Source organism: Acinetobacter sp. NIPH 284, assembly GCF_000369425.1.
Lineage (GTDB): Bacteria > Pseudomonadota > Gammaproteobacteria > Pseudomonadales > Moraxellaceae > Acinetobacter.
In genome coordinates this window covers 359858-380440 of sequence record NZ_KB850010.1, presented here as the reverse complement: position 1 = coordinate 380440, position 20583 = coordinate 359858, and the positions used below count along the sequence as shown (strand labels likewise).

Below are 20583 nucleotides of genomic sequence, written 5' to 3'. Positions count from 1 at the left end.
TCAAAAGCTAAGGAATATATTCTGGTAAGAGGACGGATTTTATGGAATTTGTACAAGGTTTGCCCAAAGGAATATATGTTGGGCAAACAGGTATTCAGCATCCTCAAACGATTGTAACTCAGAATGAAAATCTATCAGGATTTAATCTGGCTTTGCACGTGAATGATGATGCACAACGTGTTCAGCAACATCGAATGCTATTATTGAATGAGTTGTCTGCATTTGGTGTAGATAAAATCACGTGGATGACACAAACGCATAGCAGCATTTGTCATACGATTAACGAGCAAATTCCATTTATTGCACTTGAAGGTGATGGCTTAGTCACACAGCGCACAGGTCATGCTTTAATGATGATGACTGCTGATTGTTTGCCTATTGTTTTGGGTAATAACGAAGGTACAGAAGTCGCCAATCTACACGCAGGTTGGCGTGGTTTGGCTAATCGAATTGTCGAAAATACCGTGACGGAAATGAAATCTCAGCCAACTTGGGCGTGGTTAGGCGCCGCGATCAGCCAACCTTGCTTTGAAGTCGGGACTGAAGTAAAAGCCATTTTCTGTGAGAAATATCCTGAATTAGCCGTTGCTTTTATTTCAGGTCAAACTGAAGGTAAATATCAGGCTGATTTATATGCAATTGCCCGATTTATTTTAAACAGTTTAGGTGTGGAAACAGTATTGGGTGGTGATCAATGTTCGTATCAACAAGACCAAGATTACTTTTCTTATCGTCGTGATGCAAAAACTGGACGAATGGCAACATTTGTATTTATGCAATAAATCTATCCTTTGCACTATTGATTCGCCTTGTATTCGTTAAAAATGTTAAACTTGATTCAATTCATTGGTTTTTAAATTCTCCATGTCTGTTATTGAGCAAATTACTCCCCAAATCAAAGTTTGTGTGATTTACCATAGTCCTTATGGGCACACAGCTAAGGTTGCGCAATATATCGCACAAGGTGCTGAACAAGCGGGAGCCGAAGTGCATCTACTTTCTGTGGCTGCACCGCAATGGGATTTATTGGATCAGGCCGATGTGATCGTGATGGGTTGTCCAACCTATATGGGGAGTCTTACATCAGCATTGAAACAGTTCATGGAGGATTCTTCTAAACGCTGGTTGGCACGTACATGGCAGGGGAAATTGGCTGCTGGTTTTACTAACGGTGGTGGTCTCAGCGGAGACAAATTGGCGGTATTACAGCAAATTAATTTATTTGCGATGCAACATGGCATGTTATGGGCTGGTTTGCCATTTATGCCAACAGGAAGAAGTCCATTGGATATCAACCGAATGTCGAGCTTTCTGGGTTTAATGACACAGTCCGATAACGCTAGCGTTGAAATTACACCGCCCGAAGGGGATTTAGAAACTGCACGCAAGTTTGGCAAATATTTGGCTGAGCTAAGATTAAAACATATTGCTGTTTAATCTGAGCGATAAAAAACCTCCAATAAATGGAGGTTTTTTATTATTTATGCAACATTCTCGCTTTATCTCTTTGCCAATCACGATCTTTTTCAGTTGCACGTTTGTCGTGTAATTGCTTCCCTTTAACAAGTGCGATTTCTAGTTTAACCAAATGACCTTTCCAATAGCATGCTAAAGGTACACATGAATAGCCTTTTTGGTTGACGGCACCCAAAAGTTTTTCTAGTTCGCGACGAGAAAGTAATAACTTACGTGTTCGTGTCGATTCAGGAACCACATGCGTTGATGCCGATAATAATGGCTGGATTTGTGAACCGAATAAGAAGGCTTCACCATTTTTAAAAATGACATAACTTTCGGACAGCGTCATACGACCTGCACGTAAAGACTTAACCTCCCAACCTTGGAGGGACATGCCTGCTTCAAATTTTTCTTCGATAAAGTAATCGTGACGTGCTCTTTTATTTTGAGCAATCGTGCCACCATTATGTTTTTTTACTACTGTTGCTTGCGCCATAATTCAAACTTCCACAATTACATATATTGTGCCGTAAAACGCAATCTTTTTCCATCGTTTAGCAATTTCGCGTTTAGAGCTAAATTTGTTAAAATATGTACCTTATCTCATTAACTAGAGTACAACGCATGTCTAAAACACGTGTGATTTATCCGGGGACTTTCGATCCAATTACCAACGGGCACGTTGATTTGGTTGCAAGAGCATCAAAAATGTTTGATGAAGTGGTGGTTGCAATTGCAATTGGTCATCATAAAAATCCAGTGTTTAGTTTAGAAGAGCGTGTAGAATTAGCAAAAGCTTCATTAAGCCATTTGTCTAATGTAGAGTTTGTTGGTTTTGATGGTTTATTGGTCAATTTCTTTCGAGAACAACGTGCAACAGCGGTACTGCGTGGTTTAAGAGCAATTTCAGATTTTGAATATGAATTTCAGTTGGCAAATATGAACCGCCAACTTGATCCTCATTTCGAATCAGTATTTTTAACCCCATCAGAGCAATATTCATTTATTTCATCAACATTAGTAAGAGAAATTGCTCGATTGAAAGGTGATGTGAATAAGTTTGTGCCCGCTGTTGTTGTTGAGGCATTTGAACGTAAACATGAGCAAGGTTGGTAGATGTCTCTTTATATTACTGATGAATGCATTAACTGTGATGTTTGTGAACCAGTATGCCCCAATGAAGCCATTTATATGGGGGAATTGATTTATGAAATTAACCCTGCACTTTGTACAGAGTGTATTGGGCATCATGATCAGCCACAGTGTCAGTTATTTTGTCCAGTTGATTGTATTCCGCTTGATCCTCAGCATGTCGAGTCACAAGATGAGTTGATGGCAAAATATAAAAAATTAACTGCACAAAAAATGCGAGCAATTAACTTCGATCTTTGATAAGATGCGCCACGAAGTGGGCTGGACGGTCGCTGCTGTGGAGGTCTCCGTGACTGAAACAGGGGAGGAAAGTCCGGGCTTCATAGGGCAAGGTGCCAGGTAACGCCTGGGCGGCGAAAGTCGACGGCAAGTGCAGCAGAGAGTAGACCGCCTCATTCGTGAGGTAAGGGTGAAAGGGTGCGGTAAGAGCGCACCGCGTGTCTGGTAACAGTTCACGGCAAGGTAAACCCCACCAGAAGCAAGACCAAATAGGAATCCTGAGGCACGGCCCGTGCTGGATTCGGGTAGGTCGCTTGAGCGTATGAGTGATTGTACGCCTAGAGGAATGATCGTCCTCGACAGAACCCGGCTTATAGGCCCACTTCTCAAATTTTTTGAAATTGTGCTTGACGTGTGTATTGAAAGTTAAGATAATGCGCCCACAGTTTTCGGCTATGTAGCTCAGTTGGTTAGAGCACCGCACTCATAATGCGGGGGTCACAAGTTCAAGTCTCGTCATAGCCACCATTTTATAGACCACGCTCCTGCGTGGTTTTTTTTATGTGTTTTTATTAGCTACTCAACTGATCTGATATCAATTGAATATTATTTATAGATTCAAGATAAAAAAAAGAATAGCCATCAGATTTTCTGATGGCTTCAGTTGATTAGCTTCAATGTGATTGAATTAGAAAATTAAAGAGATATATTGATTTGGTCTCGATATATCTCAGCAGAAAAATAATAATTATAAATGCTTTTCAATTGTCGCTAGAGTTTGATGACTTTCATAAAAAGGTTTTATGATCATGGTAATGATAGGTTCTAATACACCATGTTCATCTAAGGCTACAACGACTTTAGGATAAAAACGTACAGCTTCATTTTGAAGATCTGACTCTTCAATTCCGATCGCAGCAAATACATCCTCTAAGTTTTCGTCTTCATAAAAATCGTAAAAAACTTTTACGCCGTATAGGATGAGATCCTGAATATAGGAAGATTGGCGTAGCTCTTTCCAGTATTCATAAATCATGACAAAGAATTCTTCAACATCCAGAGGTGTGACTTGTTTGGTGTATTCAGACAAAGGTTTAGCTTTGTTATCTTCCCAAATATTACGCGCCAAACTTTCTAAGTCATCGTTTGAAAGTAAGCTTAAATCGGCAAGTTGTTCTTGGATAAAGCGAGCAATACTTTCTTCAATTTTCTGTTCAATGCGTTGTTGTTGACGATGTGAAAAAGTCTTTAGTTTCTGTTGCCACTGATATTTGCTTTCAGAAATTTGTTCTTCGTCAGATTGTGAAAATAATTTTGGTAATTTATTTTGTAAAGTTGTGGTTGCAATATATTGGCATAATTGCTGAATTGAAGGGCTTTCTTTCAAGAAGTGGTTTAAATAATGTCGAATATTTTCTAATTCGAGAAATTTAGATAACCACATTTCAAATTGGCGATCTGAAAAAACATCTTCTAAATGTGCTGAAGACTGTAAAGAAAAAACATGCAAGCGTTGAGCAATTTCACCAATAAACTCTAATAGTCCAGCACCAAGCTGCATTTCAAAGGCATAACGCTTAACAACGGCTTGGATTTGTTCAAGCTCTATTACTTCTTTCAGTTTGATATTTGGTGCATGTTGTAGAAACAACTGAATAAACTGCTGAAAGAACTCAGCAGAAAGCTGTGTAGTAAGTTGATTTTTATAAAATGCCACTTGCTCAAGCATAAGTGCTTGAGCAAGTAATTGTGACTTTTCAGAAACAATTTTTTCAGTCATTCGCGGTCCATCCATTGACGATAGGGTAGCGTCGTTCGCGACTGAAAGCACGTGAACTAATCCGTGGGCCAATTGCACCCTGACGACGCTTATATTCATTACGATCAACTAAGCGTATTACTTTTTCAACCACTTCAGCTTCGTAGCCTTTTGCAATTATGTCTGCTTGGCTAAGATCTTCTTCGATATAAGCGTATAGAATTGCATCAAGTACATCATAAGCAGGTAAAGAGTCTTGGTCTGTTTGATCAGGACGCAGCTCTGCTGAAGGTGGGCGAGTAATGACACGCTCAGGGATCACAGGTGTTTCACTTAATGTATTACGGTATTTTGCTAATTCGAAGACGATGGTTTTATAGACATCTTTTAATACAGAGAAGCCACCGACCATATCACCATACAGTGTGCAATAACCGACTGAAATTTCAGACTTGTTACCTGTTGAAAGTACAAGGTTGCCAAACTTATTTGATAAACCCATGAGCAGCGTACCACGGGTACGCGCTTGTAAGTTTTCTTCCGTTGCATCCGCTGGTGTGTTGCCAAAAAACGGGAATAAGGTCTGCATGAAGCTATTTACGATTGGGTGAATCTCTGCAATACCGAAAGTTACGCCCATGCGACGTGCTTGTTCTGTTGCATCTTCTACACTCATTTGAGAGGTATAAGTATAAGGCATCATTACGGCTTGTACTTTATCAGCACCAATCGCATCAACAGCAATAGCAAGTGTCAAGGCTGAATCGATTCCACCCGATAAGCCCAAGATCACACCAGGGAAACCCGAGCGTTGTACGTAGTCACGTGTTGCCATGACCAATGCTTGATAGATTTCGGCAAAAGTATCTAAAGTTGGGATGGCATTAGCAGTTTTAAACTGTTTTTGCTCTGCATCATATTCAGTCACATAAACAGATTCTTGAAAACTTGGTGCTTGTAATGCAAGTTCGCCATTTTTATTACTAACAAAACTTGAACCATCAAAAATAAGATCGTCTTGTCCACCCACTTGATTGACATAAACAATATTCAGATTCAGTTGTTTTGCGAGTTCATTTAATGTTTGGATGCGATGCTGCGGTTTACCGACTTCATACGGAGAAGCATTTAAGACAAGCACAGTTTCAACATTCAGTTGGCTAAGTTGTTTGACGGTATGCAGTGACCAAACATCTTCACAAATCAGTACACCAAACTTATGACCTAAATACTCAAAAACGAGATGTTGATGGCCATCTTGGAAATAACGTTTTTCGTCAAAGACGCCATAATTTGGTAAGTTCTGTTTGTTGTATATTCCTAAAACTTGCCCATCTTTAATCACTGCGGCTGAGTTGTAACGGTGACCATCTTCAGTTTGATGTACGAAACCGAATACCATGACGATATCTTTTACTTCACTTAATTGAGCGAACGCTTTTTGAGTGCGTTTTTGTAAATTTGGGCGAAGTAATAAGTCTTCAGCTGGGTAACCTAGCGTAGAAAGTTCAGGGAAGATGATCAGATCAGCCTGTTGTTGTTTCGCTAAATTTGCTTGCTCAACCATCTTTTGAGTATTTGCGTCAATATTGCCAATATGCGGAGAAAATTGAGCAAGGGCAATTTTAAAATTTTTCATTCAAACCTAATCCTAAGTCTTAACAAGTGCTGATATACAAGTTCTTGATTTGTGTAAGTATAATTTTAAAGAACGTTGTATATCATAGCGCCAAGTATTCTATATCTTAAAGAAAAATGACAAGGTGTCTAATATATACTAATTGCACATTTTTCTGCGTAAAAATAACAAGTTTTTCTGTCTTAAAGAGCAACATTTTTAAATGGTTGCGTAGTGATGGTGCATGACTATGAATAAACTTAGCATTGTCATTTATTCTTTTTTTTCGTGTCACTTTCGCATACCGAAATGACAGTTCAATGACATGAATAGAAACACTCTTTTAGCTTATTTCGGTAATGGGATAAAAAAATACAAAAAATTAGAGTTTTCGTAAAATTTAAATCTATCAAAAACATAATTTTATTGAATTGAATCTTTTTTGACCGTTCGTCGGGAATCCTTTTGCTACACTTGAGTGTACAAATGTCCACTGCTATTATCCTAATTAATGTGAACATCTGTACACTAGATGTAACAGTAAAAATATGCATTTCGCATATAAAAAGAGGAAATAGAAATGTCAGTTGTATTTTTTCCAGTAATTGCGTTTGGTTTAGCTGTTGTAGTTGGTCGTATTGGTACTTTAATGTTCCAAGAGCAAGTACAAGAGTCAGAGTAAGTTTGATTAATTAAACTTTTGATGAGAGGTAATAAGTTATGATGATTCCAACAATCTTATATCCAGTAATTGCTTTTGGATTGGCAATTGGTGTGGGACGTATCGGTACAATTGTTAAAGATGCGATGCGTGTAGATTTTACGACTGAAATGGATGATAGTCATGAACTTAGCTCAGAGAGCACTAAAAACACAGCAGCATAGAATTGCTAATGATGTTTCAAGCTGAAAAACCCTGTAAATAAACGACAGGGTTTTTTTATTGATTCAAAATAATATTTGGAATCTTCTTTAAAAAAATATCTCGTGCAATATCACCTTGTTGTTCAATGTTGTAACTGGTGAAAGTCTTGGTTTGAATAAATTGATAATGATAGGGATTATACTTTTTAAAACTAAGATAGTAGCCTGTCTGTAACAACATTCCTTTTAAGATGACATTGGTTTTTTGTTGAAATTGCAAGATGTGGGCGAGTTCATGAATAAAAATTGCCTGAAGGTCTAATGAGCAATTTGAATAATCCTGATAAAAATGTTGTTTATGTACAAATAGATTGCCGTTTGGTGCCATAAAAATATTAACAGGCTGCCAAGGGAGATAAGGGATATTGAAAATCTTAACTTCTGCATAGTTAATCAAGTCACCAAATACGGGGCGTGCCATGGCGATTTCGCCCGACGTCATTCCACGATATTGGAACTCATTCATTTTAAGATAAAAGATTAGGTTTGCAATGAAGCCTGCCTTTAATCTTTGTATATATGTTTGAAATGATTTGATCATTTGAACTATAGATAGGAAAAGTGAGGGTGATCAGAATATTTTAGAATAAAAAAACCTCAGTTAGAACTGAGGTTTTACGACCACTAAGATGACCACGGCAAATAAGATCAAGGTTGGCATTTCATTAAAAAAACGCCAGAACTTGTGCGATTTATAGTGCGCATTACCAATTAGCTTTTTGCGGTAATAACCACAGACAAAGTGGTAAATCACCAATAATCCAACCAGACCGACTTTGAGATAGAACCATAAGGCTTCATGATAATGTCGGGTCGCATCCCCCCAGTCAACGAGAAAGTGGGCGGTAATTAATGTGGCAATCATCGATGGCCACATAATTCCACGATACAACTTGCGTTCCATCACTTCAAAGCGTTGATGACTAACGGTATCTTCGCTCATGGCATGATAAACATAAAGACGTGGTAAGTAGAACAATGCAGCGAACCAGCAAACCACAGCAATAATATGTAATGCTTTTACCCACAAGAAAGCATCAGAAGGTGCATCCATCGATAATCCTACGCAGGATTATGCATCCCACTTCTTGAAAATAAGGCAAGCGTTTACGCCGCCAAAACCAAAACTGTTACTCATTACAGTATTCAGTTTTGCATCACGTTTTTCAAGTACAATATCGAAACCTTGTGCACCTTCATCAAGCTCAGTCACGTTGATATTCGGTGCAATAAAGTCATTTTGCATCATCAATACAGAATAGATTGCTTCTTGAACACCCGCAGCACCTAAGCTGTGACCCGTCATTGATTTAGTTGAACTAAGTGGAGGAACCTGACCCTCACCAAAAGCACGTTCCATTGCCTTAAGTTCAGTCACGTCACCTGCTGGTGTTGAAGTCCCGTGAGTATTGACATAATCAATATGCTCAACACCGTGTTGTTTTGCTTCATCAAGTGCCATGAGGATACAGCGCGTAGCACCTTCACCAGATGGAGCAACCATGTCTGCACCGTCACTGTTGGCAGCATAAGCGACTACTTCTGCCAAAATGTTCGCACCACGAGCTTGAGCATGCTCAAGTGATTCAAGAACCACAAAGCCACCACCACCCGCGATCACGAAACCGTCACGGTCAGCTGAATAAGGACGAGATGCAGTTTCAGGAGTATCATTATATTTAGAACACAATGCACCCATAGCATCAAAAAGTAAGCTTTGCGACCAGTGATCTTCTTCACCGCCACCAGCAAGCATCAGATCTTGCTTACCCAATTGAATTAAGTTGTAAGCATAACCAATTGCATCAGCAGAAGTTGCACAGGCACTGGTAATCGAGTGTGCAATACCTTGTAGTTTTAGTGCAACACCCACATTGGCAGTAATGGTATTACTCATATTACGGGGAACAAAGAAAGGGCCAATTTTACGTGCGCCTTTTTCTTCTAATAGCTTAACCATCTCTGCAACTGATGCAGTTGAGTTACCGCCGCTACCACCTGCAATACCATAACGAGGGTTATTTGCTAGATCTTCTTGTTTTAGACCCGCATGTTCTACCGCTGCAATCGCTGCGTTATAAGCATACATTGCACATACACCCATAAAACGCTTGATTTTACGATCAATACCATCAAAATCCTGTTCAGCAGCAGCGCTGACATGACTTTTAAAATTTAATTCGGCATAAGTTGGATTAAAACGTGTTCCTGAGATTCCATTTTTTAAAGAATGAGTGACATCTTCTAAAGAGTTACCGATACATGAGTTAATGCCCATACCAGTGATTACAACACGTTTCATTTACAGATCCCTTTTATGGTAATACGAAGCCTTGTGCATATCGCTATAAGTACAAATCAGGAGAAAATAACGATTTAAATGGCTTATGAGTGAATGACACCATCATAGCAGAAAGGTTTTTTATTTCTTATGGCAAATTTTATGCCTATTTCTAGTTGTGTAAATATTCGTAAATATAAATGTAGTTGAGACAAAAGGTAATGAAAGAACACAGATAAAAGTTGAGATAAATTTGCATTCAACCTAGTATTTACCTAGAGATGCACAGATTATAGAACAGAGGTACTTGATGACAAAATCTAAAAACAAGCAATCTTCAGGTTTATTTACCCAAGCCTTTGGAGTGGCTAAAAAGCTCAGTTCAGAAATACAAAAACTTCAAACTGCTCCTAAAACATTAGTAACTGGATCTACAGATTCATCTAATGTGATCGAAGGGAAGGCGCGTTTTAAAAGCCCATTTGAGATTGAGCAATACGAAAGCCCACAACATATGTTACGTCAACAGTTACCTAAATTGTCCCATCAACTTTTGGGTCGTCATTACACAAAAGTAAATAATGTTGCATCTTTCATTTCACCTGACATGGGCGAAAAAGTTTCTGATTATTTATTTCAGTGGTTGAATGAATTTAGTTCCAATACTTCACTTACAGAAAAGATTCTGGAAGAAGCAGGGGTAAAAGATATTACCGAACTCACTCAAGATACGGGGCGTTCTCAACGTTTAAGTCAGGCATTAATCGAACAAAATAAATTATTAGCCGCTGCGCAAGGCGTTATCACGGGTGCTACAGGAGTTTGGGGTGCAGCTGTTGATATTCCTGCCTCGATTGTTCTAGCACTAAGAACAATTTATCAAACGGGTCGCTCTCATGGCTTTGATTTGGCCGATGAGGCAGATCAAGAAGTGGTTGCCTTTATTTTTAAAGAAATTGATTTGGGTATTATTGCTGAAAAACAAACAGTATTGATTGCATTAAAAGCGTTGAAGTCGATGTTAGAAACCCATGACTTACAACAGTTTCAGCAGTTGCTTGGATCGAGCAACGATGTTGAACTTGTAAAGAAATGGTTAGTTGATGAGGAAGGACAGTTTAAATGGGGGTGGTTAAATCATATCCTTCAAGCATCTGTGATTGGTAAATTAACGCCAGTTGCTGGTGCTGCTTTAGGTGGCTTTTATAGTTGGCGTTTACTCGAAGATGTTGGACACAAGGCACAATCTGTTTTCGGGGCAGCACGTTTTTATTTGAATGAATATCCGAATGAAGATATTTCACCCTTAGAAGCCTATTACAAAGCGGAAGTATTATTGAGAAAGCCAAATTCACGATTGTTAAATGCAACAGAGACTACGACAAATGCAATAAGTAGTGTTGATGAAAGCAAAAATGATGTGATTACCAATGTTTCAGTGCAATCTAAAGATCATGTTGCTAAAGAAATTCAGACGAATGAAAACGTTGAGCAGGGTATTCAACAGCTTGCATCGGAGCATGTGGTCAAGCACGAACATACTGAACAGCAACCTGCTTCGAAAGAGCAATCAAATGAATTACTCAGTTCTGATGAAGCTGAACTATCTACTGAACCGAAAACAATTGATATTGAACCTACATCAACGAAACATAGTTAATTATTTGTTGGTATGATTTAGACATCAATAAAACAACAAAATTATAGAAATGGTCAGCAGTTGCTTTATCTTGCATTGTTGACCATTTTTACTTCTTGGCTTACAATTGTGTGCCCTTAAAAAGAGGTGTTTTTCTTTTTAAGGTTGTTTAATCACGGGAGAATTGCCAAATGGCAACAACAAATCAGTTGATCCGTAAGGGTCGTACAACTTTGATTGAAAAATCAAAAGTTCCTGCGTTGAAGGCTTGTCCACAACGTCGTGGTGTATGTACACGTGTATATACGACTACTCCTAAAAAACCTAACTCAGCAATGCGTAAGGTTTGCCGTGTTCGCTTAACTTCTGGTTTTGAAGTATCAAGCTATATCGGTGGTGAAGGTCATAACTTACAAGAGCACAGTGTTGTTCTAATCCGTGGTGGTCGTGTTAAAGACTTACCAGGTGTACGTTACCATACCGTTCGTGGTTCTTTAGACTGTGCTGGCGTGAAAGATCGTAACCAGTCACGTTCTAAATACGGTGCTAAACGTCCTAAGAAGTAATTCTAGGCAACCAGCCCAAACAACCCTTTAGCGTTTCGCTTGTTTGAATTCTTCATAGATTTGTAATTCAAGCGACGTATAGTAAGGCCAGCGTAGCGTACATGGCACTTGTACAAACTGCTGGATCATCCTGAAGTGTCATAATATTAGGTGTATTAAAATGCCAAGACGTCGCGTAGTCGCTGCTCGTGAGATCCTTCCAGATCCAAAATTTAGCAGCCAAACAATCGCTAAATTCATGAACCACGTAATGCAAGATGGTAAAAAATCTGTAGCTGAAGGTATCGTTTACGGTGCTTTAGAGCGTGTTCAAGAAAAAAACAAAGTAGACCCAGTTGAATTTTTCGAGACTACTCTTGAAAAAGTTCGTCCTATGGTTGAAGTAAAAGCACGCCGTGTTGGTGGTGCTACTTATCAAGTACCTATGGAAGTACGCCCATCCCGTCGTACTGCCTTGGCTATGCGTTGGTTAGTAGATGCTGCTGCTAAGCGTTCTGAAAAAACGATGGCTTTACGTCTTGCTGGTGAGTTGCTTGATGCAGCTGAAGGTAAAGGTGCAGCGATCAAAAAACGTGAAGACGTGCATCGTATGGCTGAAGCCAACAAAGCCTTCTCTCACTACCGTTTCTAAACGGATAAAACAGTCCCTAATCAGGAGAATATTCATGCGTACAGCAGCTCGATTCAACATCGCTCTTTATCAAAGTGGGAGCTTTGCGGGTATTTAAGTTGCCTGCTTGGATATTCGTGCGCATCAATTTAATTGATGCGTCCTGTTTTAAAGATAACATTTAGGAATGTAAGACATCATGGCTCGCCAAACCCCGATTACTCGTTACCGTAACATTGGTATTTCTGCGCACATTGACGCAGGTAAAACAACTACAACTGAACGTATCTTGTTCTACACAGGTGTATCTCACAAAATTGGTGAAGTACACGATGGTGCAGCAACAATGGACTGGATGGAACAAGAGCAAGAGCGTGGTATTACCATTACTTCTGCTGCTACGACTTGTTTCTGGTCTGGTATGGGCAACCAATTCGAACAACACCGTATCAACGTAATTGATACACCGGGACACGTTGACTTCACAATTGAAGTTGAGCGTTCTATGCGTGTTCTTGATGGTGCGTGCATGGTTTACTGTGCTGTTGGTGGTGTTCAACCTCAGTCTGAAACTGTATGGCGTCAAGCTAACAAATATAAAGTGCCTCGTTTAGCATTCGTGAACAAGATGGACCGTACTGGTGCAAACTTCTTCCGTGCTGTAGAGCAAGTTAAAACTCGTTTAGGCGGTAACCCTGTACCTATCGTTGTACCAATCGGTGCAGAAGATACATTTGCAGGTGTTGTAGATCTTATCGAAATGAAAGCGATTATCTGGGATGAACCATCTCAAGGTATGAAGTTTGAATATGGTGAGATTCCTGCTGACCTAGTTGATACTGCTAACGAATGGCGTACTAACATGGTTGAAGCGGCTGCTGAAGCTTCTGAAGAGTTAATGGACAAGTACCTTGAAGAGGGTGATCTTTCTAAAGAAGACATCGTTGCAGGTTTACGTGCTCGTACATTAGCATCTGAAATCCAAGTGATGCTTTGTGGTTCAGCGTTCAAAAACAAAGGTGTTCAACGTATGTTGGATGCTGTGATTGAATTCTTACCATCGCCAACAGAAGTTAAAGCGATCGAAGGTATTCTTGACGATAAAGCTGAAACTAAAGCATCTCGTGAAGCATCTGACGAAGCTCCGTTCTCTGCGCTTGCGTTCAAAATCATGAACGACAAATTCGTAGGTAACTTAACTTTCGTACGTGTTTATTCTGGTGTTCTTAAACAAGGTGACCCAGTATATAACCCAGTTAAGTCTAAGCGTGAACGTATCGGTCGTATCGTGCAAATGCATGCGAATGAGCGTCAAGATCTTGATGAAATCCGTGCAGGTGATATCGCAGCGTGTGTAGGTCTTAAAGACGTTACTACGGGTGATACATTATGTGATGAGAAAAACATCATTACACTTGAGCGTATGGAATTCCCTGAGCCAGTAATTTCATTGGCTGTTGAACCAAAAACTAAAGCTGACCAAGAAAAAATGTCAATTGCTTTAGGCCGTTTGGCGAAAGAAGATCCATCGTTCCGTGTACGTACTGACGAAGAATCTGGTCAAACAATTATTGCTGGTATGGGTGAGCTTCACCTTGACATCATCGTTGACCGTATGAAACGTGAGTTCGGTGTTGAAGCGAATATCGGTAAACCAATGGTTGCTTATCGTGAAACGATTAAGAAAACTATTGAGCAAGAAGGTAAATTCGTACGTCAAACAGGTGGTAAAGGTAAATTCGGTCATGTATATGTTCGTTTAGAGCCACTTGATGTTGAAACTGCTGGTAAAGAATACGAATTCGCTGAAGAAGTTGTTGGTGGTGTAGTGCCAAAAGAATTCTTCGGTGCAGTTGATAAAGGTATTCAAGAACGTATGAAGAATGGTGTCTTGGCTGGTTACCCAGTTGTAGGCGTTAAAGCTGTTCTTTTTGACGGTTCTTACCACGATGTCGACTCTGATGAATTGTCGTTCAAAATGGCTGGTTCTTATGCGTTCCGTGATGGTTTCATGAAAGCAGATCCAATTCTTCTTGAACCTATCATGAAAGTTGAAGTAGAAACTCCAGAAGACTACATGGGCGATATCATGGGTGACTTAAACCGTCGTCGTGGTATGGTTCAAGGTATGGACGATCTTCCTGGTGGAACTAAAGCAATTAAAGCAGAAGTTCCATTGGCTGAGATGTTTGGTTACGCGACTCAAATGCGTTCTATGTCTCAAGGTCGTGCGACATACTCTATGGAATTTGCTAAATATGCTGAAACTCCACGTAACGTGGCTGAAGGCATCATCGCCAAGTTCCAAGCTGGCGGTAAAAAAGGTGACGACGAGTAATCTTTCGATTACTATATTACCCAACTAAAATTTAGTTAAAAAACCAAGTGCTCATGGGCGACCCTCATGAGCAGTTTATAAAGGAAGATCATCATGGCTAAAGCCAAGTTTGAACGTAATAAACCACACGTAAACGTGGGTACAATTGGTCACGTTGACCATGGTAAAACAACTTTAACTGCTGCGATTGCAACTATCTGTGCAAAAACTTACGGCGGTGAAGCGAAAGATTACTCACAAATCGACTCAGCTCCTGAAGAAAAAGCACGTGGTATTACAATTAATACTTCACACGTAGAATACGATTCTCCAATCCGTCACTACGCTCACGTAGACTGCCCGGGCCACGCCGATTATGTTAAAAACATGATTACGGGTGCTGCTCAGATGGACGGCGCGATCCTTGTGTGTGCTGCGACTGATGGTCCAATGCCACAAACTCGTGAACACATCCTTCTTTCACGTCAGGTTGGTGTACCTTACATCATCGTATTCTTAAACAAGTGTGACCTTGTTGATGATGAAGAATTACTTGAATTAGTAGAAATGGAAGTTCGTGAACTTCTTTCTACTTATGACTTCCCAGGTGATGACACTCCAATCATCCGTGGTTCAGCGCTTCAAGCATTGAACGGCAATGATGGCGAATATGGTGAGAAATCAGTTCTTGCACTTGTTGAAGCGCTTGACTCTTACATCCCAGAACCAGAGCGTGCAATCGATAAAGCATTCTTGATGCCGATCGAAGACGTATTCTCTATCTCTGGTCGTGGTACAGTAGTAACTGGTCGTGTAGAAGCTGGTATCATCAAAGTTGGTGAGTCTGTTGAAATCGTTGGTATCCGTGATACTCAAACGACTACAGTTACTGGCGTTGAAATGTTCCGTAAACTTCTTGACGAAGGTCGTGCGGGCGAGAACTGTGGTGTTCTTCTACGTGGTACTAAGCGTGAAGACGTACAACGTGGTCAAGTACTTGCTAAACCAGGTACAATCAAGCCACACACTAAATTCGATGCAGAAGTATATGTACTTTCTAAAGAAGAAGGTGGTCGTCATACTCCATTCCTTAACGGTTACCGTCCACAGTTCTACTTCCGTACAACTGACGTAACTGGCGCGATCAAATTACAAGATGGCGTAGAAATGGTAATGCCTGGTGACAACGTAGAAATGTCAGTAGAGTTAATCCACCCGATCGCAATGGACCCAGGTCTACGTTTTGCGATCCGTGAAGGTGGTCGTACTGTAGGTGCTGGTGTTGTTGCTAAAGTAACTGCATAATCGCTTAGAGTGATCAAAAAAACACCCCTTTGGGGTGTTTTTTTATGTCTATTGTTCGACAATCTATCCTTAATTGTGTCCTAAACTGATACCTTGCTGTCCTAAACTGCACTTAATTCATCGCAATAAAACCGTAATATAAAACACAAGAAAATGAACAAAAGTACTAAATGGAAATTTTCCATTTAAAAGGAGTCAACAGCATGAATGCTAAAGTAAATATTTCAAATCGTGCAGGTGCAAGTTTCCCAGTACGTCGTATGAATTTTGATTTTGATGAAGTACCTGAATACTGGATGAGTGGCTCAGCAGGTCTTACACATTTTATGACTGCATTATCTGCTTTATTTCCAGATGGTGAGAAATTATTTATTGATTCAGTTCGTGCTGTGCGTTATCACCCAGCGATGAAAGAGAATGAAGAGCTGCAAAAAGAGATTAGTGCGTTTATTGGTCAAGAAGCAATGCACACTCAAGAGCATGTAAATTTTAATGCTTCTGCACAAAAGTATGGTCATGATGTTAGATCTTTAGAGCAGATTACGGGACGTTATATCCAATTTGCGCTTAAGAATTTTTCAAAAATCGTCAAACCGTTTGGTATGACAAGAGAGATGGTTGATCTAACGGCAACAACAGCGCTGGAGCATTTTACTGCAACGATTGCTTCCGAATTATTACGCAATAAACACATCCAAGATTTAATGACAAATGACACCATGTCATATATGTGGTTCTGGCATGCAGTTGAAGAAAATGAACATAAAGCAGTGGCTTACGAAGTCTATGAGTCAGTATTTGGAACTGGATTGAAAGCATATAGTTTACGTACTACAGCACTTGTATTTGCTATGGCTTTAATTTTTATTCTTCAATCTTATTTTACCTTACGTCTACTTCAACAAGATAAAAAACTAAATCTGAAAGAATTAGGCATGATTTACAAATATGCTTATAGTCCATCAAAAGGGATTATTACAGGTATGGCAGGTGAAATGTTGGCTTACTTTAGACCGCGTTTTCATCCAAATGATTTAGATACCGTACAATTACTTAAAGATTGGAAAGCGAAATTAGGTTTTTAAATTAAATCATCCATTAGCTAAACCTATGTAAAAAGAGCAATAAAATTGCTCTTTTTTTATTTTGAATAGACTTTTTAAAATCATACTGACATGTCCTAAAATGATGCTTTTCTGACCTTATCTGCACTTATTTAATGCGTTCAAAGAAGCCTATAAATAAAGCATAGATAATTTTTAATCAAATATATCCATTGGCTAGGAGAATAAGGTATGAATGCTAAGGTCAATATTTCAAACCGCGCTGGCGCTAGTTTTCCTGTACGCCGAATGGATTTTGAGTTTGGCGAAGTTCCACGGTATTGGGCAAATGGAGATGCTGCTTTAACTCATTTTATGACTGCACTTTCAGCGTAAGCCTCCAGTGAATCACCACTATTTTTAGTGGATCAATCCCCCGATAGTGTCCACTAACCAATAAGTGGACACCTATTTATGGATTTAAAGACAGTTATAGACAGTGCACCAACGCAAAAAAAGCCTCGCCGAACTTTCACAGCCGAATTCAAACATCAGCTTATTCAACAATGCCAGCAGCCAGACACATCAGTGGCTAACGTGGCAATGCAACATCAGATCAATGCTAATCTACTGCATAAATGGATTCGCCAGTCCGAATCAATGCCCCCTCCATTAAAAAACCTGCCTATCCCACAGACCGACTTTCTTCCTGTCATTGTTCACTCGATGCCAGTCAAACAAGAGACATCTCCATCACCTGTGCCTGAGAAGAAAGCTCCTGCTCATATCAGGATTCCACTGCATGAGGGACCAGGTTCCGAAAGAGATCAAATGATTGAAATCGAATGGCCTGTGGAATCAACAACTGAATTACTATTTCTGCTGCAAGGTTTGATCAAATGATCCGCATTGATGAAATCTGGCTCTCTACCCAACCCATGGATATGCGAGCAGGTACAGATACTGCACTTGCTCAAGTCCTGAAAGCCTTTGGTGGTGTTAAACCCCATTGCGCCTATCTGTTCTGTAATAAACGAGGCCATCGTATGAAAGTGTTGGTACATGATGGTCTAGGGATTTGGCTGTGTGCCCGACGATTGGAACAAGGGAAGTTCCACTGGGCGCAGGTTCATCAGGGTGAAACAATGAGTATCAATGCGGAACAATTACAGGCATTAATTCAAGGTTTAGCTTGGCAGAGAATTGGGCAACAGCACGTGGTCACAATGATCTAAACCAGATACCTTTATTTTACCATCCTCCAAACGACCTATTTCATCCCTAACCTGATCTCAGGCATACTGCGGTCATGAATATGCTGCCTCATTTAAGCCAACTGACCCATGAACAATTGCTGGAATTTACCCAGCAGTTGGCAATGCAGAATCAGCAACTTGTAGAAGATAAACAACAACTCGAACAATCCAATCAACACCTCGATGCCAAAGTTCAGCACCTATCTGTACTCACACAAAAATACGAGCATGAACTTGCGCTGTTTAAACGGCATAAATTTGCTCAGAAGAATGAACACCTCACTGCCAAACAAATCAGCTTGTTAGATGAAGCAGTTGAAGAAGATATCGCAGCCGTTGATTTAGAACTGGAACGACTGAATGCGGATCAACCCAAATCGGCTGAAACCAAAGCAATAAAACCGAAACGCCGACCGCTGCCAGATCATCTAGCCATCATTCGTATAGAGCATGAGCCTGCATCGACACAATGCAGTTGTGGCTGCACGCTTCGTCGTATTGGTGAAGACCTGAGCGAGAAACTCAATTTCAGACCAGCACAGTTCTACAAGGAACAGCATATCCGTGGCAAATGGGTCTGTGATCAGTGTAATACCTTGATTCAAGAACCGATGCCTGCTTATGTGATTGATAAAGGCATTGCTACACCTGAATTGCTCAGCCATGTGCTGGTTTCAAAATATGCGGATCATTTACCTTTATATCGTCAACGTCTGATCTATCAGCGTGTCGGGGTTGATCTTGCTTGCTCAACCTTATCGGAATGGGTTGGTCAATGTGGTGTACAGTTAGAACCACTAGCAGAAGCCTTAAAACAGATCATATTACAACAACAGGTGATTCATGCAGATGAAACACCAGTGACCGTGATGCAGATTGCCGAGAAGAAACCCAAGAAAGGTTATGTCTGGGCCTATGCCACCACACAGTACAACTCTATTCAGGCGGTGATCTATGACTTTCAACCGAGTCGATCAGGTCAACATGCCGAAGATTTCCTAAAAGGCTGGCAAGGTCAACTGATCTGTGATGATTATAGTGGTTATAAGGCACGTTTTGCCTCAGGTCAGATGATTGAAGTGGGTTGTATGGCCCATGCCCGTCGTAAATTCCATGAGCTGCATGTGACGGGTAAAAGTCTCATTGCCGAACAAGCTCTGCAATTGATTCAACAGCTTTACCAAATTGAGGCAGAATTACGAGAGATACCAGACTGTAGTGCCGAACAACGCCACCAGCGAAGGCAGCAGGACAGTCAACCGATCATGCGTCAACTGTATGTCTGGCTGAAAGAATATCAAGATAAAGTACCAAAGAGTTCGCCTACAGCGAAAGCAATCAATTACAGCCTAAAACGCTGGTCTGCCTTAAGCCGTTATCTGGATGATGGCAATTTGCCAATAGACAATAATTGGATAGAAAACCAGATGCGTCCGTGGGCATTAGGCAGAAAAAACTGGCTATTTGCAGGATCACTGCGTAGTGGTCAACGGGCAGCGAACATCATGACTTTAATCCAGTCAGCCAAGCTGAATGGTCTTGATCCGTATGCCTATCTCAGTGATGTGTTGAAAAGGCTGCCAACACATAAAATGAAAGATATCGAAGCGCTGCTGCCGCATAACTGGAAGCCTGCTTGAGTTCAAGTGGGCTTCACTGGATGCTTACCTTTCAGCACTGTTTCCAGAGGGTGAACAATTTTTTGTGAATAGTACCCGTGCAGTTAGAAATGATCCAAAACTTGCTGATCCTCGATTACAAAAAGAAATTAGTGCTTTTATTGGACAAGAGGCAATGCATTCAAAGGAACACTTGGCCTTTAATGCAGCTGCGCAAGCTTATGGTTATGATGTGCGCAAATTGGAGGCACAAACAGGTAAAGTGATTCAGTATGGCGTTGCTATAAGTACTAAATTATTAAAACCATTTGGTTTTACAAAAGAGATGATTGGTTTAACGGGTACTTGTGCCTTGGAGCATTTTACATCAACGATTGCTGAAGAATTATTGAGTAATCCAGACATTCAAGCCATGTTTATGGATGAGACCATGTACCATTTATGTATGTGGCATGCAGTTGAAGAAAATGAGCATAAAGCGGTGGCATTTGACGTTTATGAAGCGATGTATGGGCAAGGATTTAAAGCGTATTTTATGCGTTCATTAGCTTTAGTGATTGCAATGGGTTTAATTTTTATTACCCAGTCATATTTCACTGCGACTCTTTTAAAAATTGATGGCAGACTTACATGGCGAGATACCAAATATATGCTCAAGTTCATGTATGGCTATAAAGGTTTTATGACACGTCAAATTCCAACGTTATTGACATTTTTAAGACCAAAATTCCATCCGAATGATGATGACACCACTGAACTGTTAAATAAATGGCGTGCTGAACTGGGTTTTAACCTGAATTAAGCATAAACAGAAAAT

At 40.1% G+C, this 20583-nt stretch carries 20 protein-coding genes, 1 tRNA gene, 1 other RNA gene and 2 pseudogenes; 18 read left to right on the top strand and 6 right to left on the bottom strand.

Annotated features, from left to right (window positions below):
- The first annotated feature begins 41 nt into the window (after positions 1 to 41).
- Positions 42 to 782, top strand: a complete 741-nt coding sequence (gene pgeF, locus F908_RS04900) for a peptidoglycan editing factor PgeF (RefSeq protein WP_005158340.1) — start codon at positions 42 to 44, stop codon at positions 780 to 782.
- Between the two features lie 82 nt (positions 783 to 864).
- A complete protein-coding gene (locus tag F908_RS04895) occupies positions 865 to 1437 on the top strand; it encodes a flavodoxin family protein (protein ID WP_005158337.1) in 573 nt (190 codons plus the stop codon).
- Positions 1438 to 1477: 40 nt separating this feature from the next.
- On the opposite strand, the gene smpB is transcribed toward F908_RS04895, so the two are convergent.
- Positions 1478 to 1954: an SsrA-binding protein SmpB gene (gene smpB, locus F908_RS04890; RefSeq protein ID WP_004663490.1), complete on the bottom strand. Its 477-nt coding sequence runs from the start codon at positions 1952 to 1954 to the stop codon at positions 1478 to 1480.
- Between the two features lie 128 nt (positions 1955 to 2082).
- Between smpB and coaD the strand changes: the two genes are divergently transcribed.
- From coaD to F908_RS04875, 4 genes are all read left to right on the top strand, one after another.
- A complete protein-coding gene (gene coaD, locus F908_RS04885) occupies positions 2083 to 2574 on the top strand; it encodes a pantetheine-phosphate adenylyltransferase (protein ID WP_005158335.1) in 492 nt (163 codons plus the stop codon).
- Positions 2575 to 2850, top strand: a complete 276-nt coding sequence (locus tag F908_RS04880) for a YfhL family 4Fe-4S dicluster ferredoxin (protein WP_005158333.1) — start codon at positions 2575 to 2577, stop codon at positions 2848 to 2850.
- A 13-nt stretch (positions 2851 to 2863) separates the two neighbouring features.
- Positions 2864 to 3219: RNase P RNA component class A (gene rnpB / locus F908_RS15255), an RNA gene on the top strand.
- 61 nt (positions 3220 to 3280) lie between these two features.
- A tRNA-Met gene (locus tag F908_RS04875) sits at positions 3281 to 3357 on the top strand.
- 220 nt (positions 3358 to 3577) lie between these two features.
- Here F908_RS04875 and F908_RS04870 read toward each other — a convergent pair.
- Together F908_RS04870 and F908_RS04865 are read right to left on the bottom strand one after the other, a co-directional pair.
- Positions 3578 to 4609 (bottom strand): hypothetical protein, encoded by a 1032-nt coding sequence (locus tag F908_RS04870; protein WP_005158331.1) that lies wholly within the window; start codon positions 4607 to 4609, stop codon positions 3578 to 3580.
- The gene (locus tag F908_RS04865) at positions 4602 to 6227 is read right to left on the bottom strand and encodes an NAD+ synthase (RefSeq protein WP_005158329.1); all 1626 of its coding nucleotides are present in this window, start codon (positions 6225 to 6227) and stop codon (positions 4602 to 4604) included. The genes F908_RS04870 and F908_RS04865 overlap by 8 nt, the downstream gene beginning before the upstream one ends.
- Positions 6228 to 6926: 699 nt before the next feature.
- Between F908_RS04865 and F908_RS16070 the strand changes: the two genes are divergently transcribed.
- Positions 6927 to 7091: a hypothetical protein gene (locus tag F908_RS16070; RefSeq protein WP_005158326.1), complete on the top strand. Its 165-nt coding sequence runs from the start codon at positions 6927 to 6929 to the stop codon at positions 7089 to 7091.
- Positions 7092 to 7146: 55 nt separating this feature from the next.
- Here F908_RS16070 and F908_RS04860 read toward each other — a convergent pair whose 3' ends face one another.
- Genes F908_RS04860 through F908_RS04850 form a run of 3 tightly spaced genes read right to left on the bottom strand, consistent with a single transcriptional unit; the run spans position 7147 to position 9432 of the window.
- Positions 7147 to 7671: a hypothetical protein gene (locus tag F908_RS04860; RefSeq protein WP_005158317.1), complete on the bottom strand. Its 525-nt coding sequence runs from the start codon at positions 7669 to 7671 to the stop codon at positions 7147 to 7149.
- Between the two features lie 60 nt (positions 7672 to 7731).
- On the bottom strand, positions 7732 to 8184 hold the full coding sequence (hemJ, locus tag F908_RS04855; RefSeq protein ID WP_005158314.1) for a protoporphyrinogen oxidase HemJ: 453 nt from the start codon (positions 8182 to 8184) through the stop codon (positions 7732 to 7734).
- Positions 8185 to 8202: 18 nt separating this feature from the next.
- Positions 8203 to 9432, bottom strand: coding sequence for a beta-ketoacyl synthase N-terminal-like domain-containing protein (locus F908_RS04850; protein WP_005158311.1), 1230 nt, complete (start codon positions 9430 to 9432; stop codon positions 8203 to 8205).
- A gap of 289 nt (positions 9433 to 9721) precedes the next feature.
- Here F908_RS04850 and F908_RS04845 point away from each other — a divergent pair, with 289 nt between their 5' ends.
- The 11 genes and pseudogenes from F908_RS04845 to F908_RS04800 form a co-directional block, all read left to right on the top strand.
- On the top strand, positions 9722 to 11071 hold the full coding sequence (locus F908_RS04845) for an EcsC family protein (RefSeq protein ID WP_005158309.1): 1350 nt from the start codon (positions 9722 to 9724) through the stop codon (positions 11069 to 11071).
- A gap of 170 nt (positions 11072 to 11241) precedes the next feature.
- On the top strand, positions 11242 to 11616 hold the full coding sequence (gene rpsL, locus F908_RS04840) for a 30S ribosomal protein S12 (protein ID WP_004638184.1): 375 nt from the start codon (positions 11242 to 11244) through the stop codon (positions 11614 to 11616).
- 160 nt (positions 11617 to 11776) lie between these two features.
- On the top strand, positions 11777 to 12247 hold the full coding sequence (gene rpsG, locus F908_RS04835) for a 30S ribosomal protein S7 (protein WP_004638185.1): 471 nt from the start codon (positions 11777 to 11779) through the stop codon (positions 12245 to 12247).
- 178 nt (positions 12248 to 12425) lie between these two features.
- A complete protein-coding gene (fusA, locus tag F908_RS04830; RefSeq protein WP_005158306.1) occupies positions 12426 to 14564 on the top strand; it encodes an elongation factor G in 2139 nt (712 codons plus the stop codon).
- 93 nt (positions 14565 to 14657) lie between these two features.
- Entirely contained in the window at positions 14658 to 15848 is a 1191-nt protein-coding gene (gene tuf / locus F908_RS04825) for an elongation factor Tu (RefSeq protein ID WP_004680739.1), read from the top strand.
- 203 nt (positions 15849 to 16051) lie between these two features.
- Positions 16052 to 16933 (top strand): metal-dependent hydrolase, encoded by an 882-nt coding sequence (locus F908_RS04820; protein ID WP_005158303.1) that lies wholly within the window; start codon positions 16052 to 16054, stop codon positions 16931 to 16933.
- Between the two features lie 210 nt (positions 16934 to 17143).
- Positions 17144 to 17284 (top strand): annotated as a pseudogene (locus F908_RS15895) (metal-dependent hydrolase); the annotation flags it as partial.
- An 81-nt stretch (positions 17285 to 17365) separates the two neighbouring features.
- Positions 17366 to 17794, top strand: a complete 429-nt coding sequence (gene tnpA, locus F908_RS04815; RefSeq protein ID WP_005157149.1) for an IS66-like element accessory protein TnpA — start codon at positions 17366 to 17368, stop codon at positions 17792 to 17794.
- A complete protein-coding gene (tnpB, locus tag F908_RS04810) occupies positions 17791 to 18126 on the top strand; it encodes an IS66 family insertion sequence element accessory protein TnpB (protein ID WP_005157151.1) in 336 nt (111 codons plus the stop codon). Before tnpA ends, tnpB begins: the two co-directional genes overlap by 4 nt.
- A gap of 74 nt (positions 18127 to 18200) precedes the next feature.
- Positions 18201 to 19787, top strand: coding sequence for an IS66 family transposase (tnpC, locus tag F908_RS04805; protein ID WP_005158297.1), 1587 nt, complete (start codon positions 18201 to 18203; stop codon positions 19785 to 19787).
- 7 nt (positions 19788 to 19794) lie between these two features.
- Positions 19795 to 20568: pseudogene (locus F908_RS04800) on the top strand (metal-dependent hydrolase); the annotation flags it as partial.
- Positions 20569 to 20583 lie beyond the last annotated feature (15 nt).

What these genes read in the sequence shown, in the direction of transcription:
- pgeF (WP_005158340.1), top strand. Translation starts at nt 42, where the DNA reads ATGGAATTTGTACAAGGTTTGCCCAAAGGAATATATGTTGGGCAAACA.
- F908_RS04895 (WP_005158337.1), top strand. Translation starts at nt 865, where the DNA reads ATGTCTGTTATTGAGCAAATTACTCCCCAAATCAAAGTTTGTGTGATT.
- smpB (WP_004663490.1), bottom strand. Translation starts at nt 1,954, where the DNA reads ATGGCGCAAGCAACAGTAGTAAAAAAACATAATGGTGGCACGATTGCT.
- coaD (WP_005158335.1), top strand. Translation starts at nt 2,083, where the DNA reads ATGTCTAAAACACGTGTGATTTATCCGGGGACTTTCGATCCAATTACC.
- F908_RS04880 (WP_005158333.1), top strand. Translation starts at nt 2,575, where the DNA reads ATGTCTCTTTATATTACTGATGAATGCATTAACTGTGATGTTTGTGAA.
- F908_RS04870 (WP_005158331.1), bottom strand. Translation starts at nt 4,609, where the DNA reads ATGACTGAAAAAATTGTTTCTGAAAAGTCACAATTACTTGCTCAAGCA.
- F908_RS04865 (WP_005158329.1), bottom strand. Translation starts at nt 6,227, where the DNA reads ATGAAAAATTTTAAAATTGCCCTTGCTCAATTTTCTCCGCATATTGGC.
- F908_RS16070 (WP_005158326.1), top strand. Translation starts at nt 6,927, where the DNA reads ATGATGATTCCAACAATCTTATATCCAGTAATTGCTTTTGGATTGGCA.
- F908_RS04860 (WP_005158317.1), bottom strand. Translation starts at nt 7,671, where the DNA reads ATGATCAAATCATTTCAAACATATATACAAAGATTAAAGGCAGGCTTC.
- hemJ (WP_005158314.1), bottom strand. Translation starts at nt 8,184, where the DNA reads ATGGATGCACCTTCTGATGCTTTCTTGTGGGTAAAAGCATTACATATT.
- F908_RS04850 (WP_005158311.1), bottom strand. Translation starts at nt 9,432, where the DNA reads ATGAAACGTGTTGTAATCACTGGTATGGGCATTAACTCATGTATCGGT.
- F908_RS04845 (WP_005158309.1), top strand. Translation starts at nt 9,722, where the DNA reads ATGACAAAATCTAAAAACAAGCAATCTTCAGGTTTATTTACCCAAGCC.
- rpsL (WP_004638184.1), top strand. Translation starts at nt 11,242, where the DNA reads ATGGCAACAACAAATCAGTTGATCCGTAAGGGTCGTACAACTTTGATT.
- rpsG (WP_004638185.1), top strand. Translation starts at nt 11,777, where the DNA reads ATGCCAAGACGTCGCGTAGTCGCTGCTCGTGAGATCCTTCCAGATCCA.
- fusA (WP_005158306.1), top strand. Translation starts at nt 12,426, where the DNA reads ATGGCTCGCCAAACCCCGATTACTCGTTACCGTAACATTGGTATTTCT.
- tuf (WP_004680739.1), top strand. Translation starts at nt 14,658, where the DNA reads ATGGCTAAAGCCAAGTTTGAACGTAATAAACCACACGTAAACGTGGGT.
- F908_RS04820 (WP_005158303.1), top strand. Translation starts at nt 16,052, where the DNA reads ATGAATGCTAAAGTAAATATTTCAAATCGTGCAGGTGCAAGTTTCCCA.
- tnpA (WP_005157149.1), top strand. Translation starts at nt 17,366, where the DNA reads ATGGATTTAAAGACAGTTATAGACAGTGCACCAACGCAAAAAAAGCCT.
- tnpB (WP_005157151.1), top strand. Translation starts at nt 17,791, where the DNA reads ATGATCCGCATTGATGAAATCTGGCTCTCTACCCAACCCATGGATATG.
- tnpC (WP_005158297.1), top strand. Translation starts at nt 18,201, where the DNA reads ATGAATATGCTGCCTCATTTAAGCCAACTGACCCATGAACAATTGCTG.